This is a genomic window from Eikenella sp. (genome assembly GCF_057315495.1).
Window position 1 is genome coordinate 1 of sequence record NZ_DBHKXY010000045.1, and the last position, 3225, is coordinate 3225.

The window sequence follows — 3225 nt, forward strand, 5'->3', positions numbered from 1 at the left end:
CACTGGGCGTGGTCGGCTTGATGAACGTACAGTTTGCCGTACAAGACGGCGTGGTGTTCGTGTTGGAAGTGAACCCGCGCGCCAGCCGTACCGTTCCCTTCGTCTCCAAAGCCACAGGCGTGCCGCTCGCCAAAGTCGGCGCGCGCTGCATGGCAGGCATTTCCCTGCAAGAGCAAGGCGTGGAAAAAGAAGTCGTCCCCGATTTCTATGCCGTTAAAGAAGCCGTGTTCCCCTTCATCAAATTCCCCGGCGTGGACACCATTCTCGGCCCCGAAATGCGCTCCACCGGCGAAGTGATGGGCGTGGGCGCAAGCTTCGGCGAAGCCTACCTCAAAGCCCAGCTCGGCGCAGGCGAACGCATGCCCGCCACCGGCAAAATCTTCCTTTCCGTGCGCGAAGAAGACAAGCCGCTTATCGTGAAAACCGCGCAAAACTTCCAAGCACTGGGCTACGGCGTTTGCGCCACACGCGGCACGGCAGGCTACCTGAAAGAGCACGGCGTGGTGGTGCAGGCGGTCAACAAAGTGCCCGAAGGCCGCCCGCACATTGTGGACGCGATTAAAAACGGCGAAATCGCGCTGGTAGTGAACACCGTGGCCAGCAGCCCGCAGTCCGTGGCCGACAGCCACAGCATCCGCCGCAGCGCCCTTAACCAGCGCGTGCCGCAATACACCACCGTGGCCGGCGGCGAAGCCATGAGCGAAGGGATGAAAAGCTTCAACCTCCTCGGCGTGTATAGCGTGCAGGATTTACACGCCCGTTTGAAAGGCTAAGAGGCTACCTGAAAATGGTAAAAAGGCTATCCGGAGCATTGCCGGATAGCCTTTTTTTCAATTTTTTAGTACGAGAACATGGATGAAACCCAGCCGGACGTGTTCGGGACGATGAGCATATGGCAGGGTTATTCAGAGCACCTGAAAGTAACATATTATCTCAATTGTCTTGGGATTAGGATAAATGGATAATACGGAATGCTAAATCCGCTATAAGCCTTGGCTTGCGAGAATTGGGTTCCCAGCAATCTAAAGCCCATCTCCTCTGCAGATTGCAGCTTTTCAAAGCCGAGTTTACGTTTCTAATTGGGATCAGAACTTTCTGGCCAATAGCTCCTCTTTTACCCACTTCAATAGGAGCCCCAAGCCATGACCGAAACCGTCAAAGCCTACGCCGCCCAATCCGCCACCAGCCCGCTTACCCCCTTCACCTTCGAATACCGCACGCCGCGCGCCGATGACGTCGTTATCGACATCCTCTACACCGGCGTCTGCCACAGTGACCTGCACACCGCCCGCAACGACTGGGGTGGCACGATATACCCCGTAGTGCCGGGACATGAAATCGTTAGCCGCGTGCGCAGCGTCGGCGCGAAGGTCAGCAAGTTCAAGGCTGGCGACCTCGTCGGTGTCGGCTGCCTCGTCGATAGCTGCCGCCACTGCGAACCCTGCAAACACGATCTCGAGCAATACTGCGAAAACGGCTTCGTTGCGACCTACAGCAGCATCGACAAACACGACAGCCAGCCCACCTACGGCGGCTATGCCAAAACCATCACCGTCAGCGACGCCTTCGTGCTGAAAGTGCCGGGAAACCTCGACACCAAAGCCGTGCCGCCCATCCTCTGCGCTGGCATCACCACCTGGTCGCCACTGCGCCACTGGAACATCGGCAAAGGCAGCAAAGTCGCGGTCATCGGTCTCGGCGGCCTCGGCCATATGGCGATAAAACTCGCTCACGCCCTCGGCGCAGAAGTCACCCTCTTCTCGCGCAGCCCCGGTAAAACGGCAGACGCCAAACGCCTCGGCGCGCACAACGTGGTGATTTCCACCGATGCCGCGCAGATGCAAAGCGTGGCGAACCAGTTTGAACTCATCATCGATACCGTACCTTATGCGCACGACGTCAACCCCTACATCCCGACGCTGAAACTCGACGGCACGCTGGTGTACGTCGGCCTGCTGGGCGAAGTCACCCCGCCGCTGAATACCGTGCCGATGATCCTTGGCCGCCGCACGGTCGCCGGATCCCTCATCGGCGGCATCAAAGAAACGCAAGAACTGCTGGATTTCTGCGGTGAGCACAACATCACCGCCGACGTGGAAATGATCAACATGGCCGACATCAACGCCGCCTACGAGCGGATGCTGAAAAGCGACGTCAAATACCGCTTCGTTATCGACATCGCCACGCTGTAGGAATTGCCTGACATGATAAAGCAGCCCAAAAATTTGGGCTGCTTTATGAGTGTGGTGACGGAGAGACAAAAACTAGTAAATTATATTTTTGATTTACAAATATATTATTTTCATCAATTAGTAATATACCCCCAAATATACCCCCATTTTGCACAAGTCAAAATCTTTTCCCTGTCGCGCGCGTGAGGCCGCTCGAAATTCCGAAGGTGCAAATTTTGCATATTGGGGGATTGTATGGGGTTGTGTTTTGCAAAAGCGGCTCGGCAGGGATAGGCCTCTATTGCCGCCCCCTGAAATTCCCCGCCTTGGATTTCCCATAAACTTGCAAGAAAACCGCCATTATTGCCTGCGGAATATCTTTAAACGTTCAGCATGGCGCCTAGAATGCTCTAGGATTGTGTTTGTGCTGTCTGGTGATGGGGTATAGTCTGAAGGGTGTAAATCGCGTTAAAACGCAAAATAGCGGCATTTATGCACTTGTTGGTTTTAGCAGGTGCTGCCATTGCTTTCCTGCTTCCGGTCGGCAGGGGTGGGAGACAGCAACGGCAAGATTGGGGAAACGGCGTTTTACCCGTGCCGTTTAGGGCGTATGTTTTTGAGAGAGATTGCATTCTGCTTCTCAAGGCCATCTCATTATTTCGGAGTGGCCTTATTGGCTTCAGTGCTACGCCTTGCCGTTATGCCGGCAATAATTTCACGAGCCTGCATGACTGATTGCTTCAAGTCTTCGCGCAATGATTGTATCTCGGACGGTGTCAGCACCTGAACGGGTGAACTGTTTATTGATATACCGCGCTTCCGATTCGGTGAGTTTTGAAAAGTCATAGCCAAATTGCTCCTGCCGCCACGCTTCAAACTCCCTACCAAGGGATTTGCGCAACTGGCCTAAAGTTGGTTTAGTGATAGCCAGTCTAGCAAAGTGGGGTTTACTCATCAAGGTAACCACTCCAACCACATTACCGCATACAAGTTTTCAGGTAGCCCGAAATTTTCCGCCGTGTGCCGCCCGTGTGTTTCTGCCTATATTTTGTGC

At 54.6% G+C, this 3225-nt stretch carries 3 protein-coding genes; 2 read left to right on the top strand and 1 reads right to left on the bottom strand.

All coding sequences use genetic code 11. The features are described 5' to 3' along the window. Both ACO6EE_RS07925 and ACO6EE_RS07930 read left to right on the top strand, forming a co-directional pair. Positions 1-773, top strand: a 773-nt coding sequence (locus tag ACO6EE_RS07925; RefSeq protein ID WP_485960462.1) for an ATP-binding protein, incomplete at its 5' end; no start/stop codon positions are given. 369 nt (positions 774-1142) lie between these two features. Next, positions 1143-2192: an NAD(P)-dependent alcohol dehydrogenase gene (locus tag ACO6EE_RS07930; RefSeq protein WP_485960463.1), complete on the top strand. Its 1050-nt coding sequence runs from the start codon at positions 1143-1145 to the stop codon at positions 2190-2192. 694 nt (positions 2193-2886) lie between these two features. On the opposite strand, the gene ACO6EE_RS07935 is transcribed toward ACO6EE_RS07930, so the two are convergent. Beyond that, a complete protein-coding gene (locus tag ACO6EE_RS07935) occupies positions 2887-3126 on the bottom strand; it encodes a hypothetical protein (protein WP_485960465.1) in 240 nt (79 codons plus the stop codon). Between the last annotated feature and the right edge of the window lie 99 nt (positions 3127-3225).